Source organism: Acidovorax sp. KPB24-03 (genome assembly GCF_057546605.1).
Genome location: NZ_BAAJYR010000808.1, coordinates 1 through 836 on the forward strand (window position 1 = coordinate 1; position 836 = coordinate 836).

Consider the following 836-nt stretch of genomic DNA (forward strand, 5'->3'; position numbering starts at 1 on the left):
CGATGGCCCGTTGCCGGGCCTGCACCACGCGCTCGCGCACCGCCGCCGTGGCCTCGCCGGGCGGCGCCTGCAGCAGCTCGCCCGGGGGCAGCGCGGGCACTTCCACATGCAGATCGATGCGGTCCAGCAACGGGCCGCTGAGCTTGCCCTGGTAGCGTGCCACCTGGTCGGGTGTGCAGCGGCAGGTGCGCTGGCCGGAGCCGAGAAAGCCGCAAGGGCAGGGGTTCATCGCGGCCACCAGCTGGAAGCGGGCAGGGTATTCGGCCCGCTGTGCCGCTCGGGCGATGGTGATGCGGCCTGTCTCCAGCGGCTCGCGCAGGGCTTCCAGCGCACTGCGGGCGTACTCCGGAAATTCATCGAGAAAAAGGACGCCATGGTGGGCGAGCGAGATCTCGCCGGGCCGTGGGGGTGAGCCGCCGCCGACCAGTGCAATCGCGCTGCAGGTGTGGTGCGGGGCGCTCGTATTTCTGTTGCCCCATCTTTCCGGGCCGAAGCGTCCCGCCAGGCTGGCAATGGCCGCGCTCTCCAGCGCCTCGTCCACCGTCATCGGCGGCAGCAGCCCGGCAAAGCGGTGCGCCAGCATCGATTTGCCCGATCCTGGCGGGCCGACCAGCAGCAGACCGTGGCCACCCGCGGCGGCGATCTCCAGCGCCCGCTTGGCGGCGGCCTGGCCCTTCACGTCGGCCAGATCCGCCGGCGGCGCTGCCGATTGCAGCGGCGACGCCTGCAGCCGCACGAACCCCCTCGCCGGCCGGCTCGGCGGGCCGCATGGGCGGAGAACGGGCAGAAACGTGCCTGCACCACGTCGAGCAGGTGGCCGCGCCCGGTACACCTCG

The 836-nt window shown here is 72.5% G+C and carries 1 pseudogene; it reads right to left on the reverse strand.

Annotated features, from left to right (window positions below):
* A pseudogene (locus AC27KI_RS26145) lies at window positions 1-836 on the reverse strand (YifB family Mg chelatase-like AAA ATPase); the annotation flags it as partial.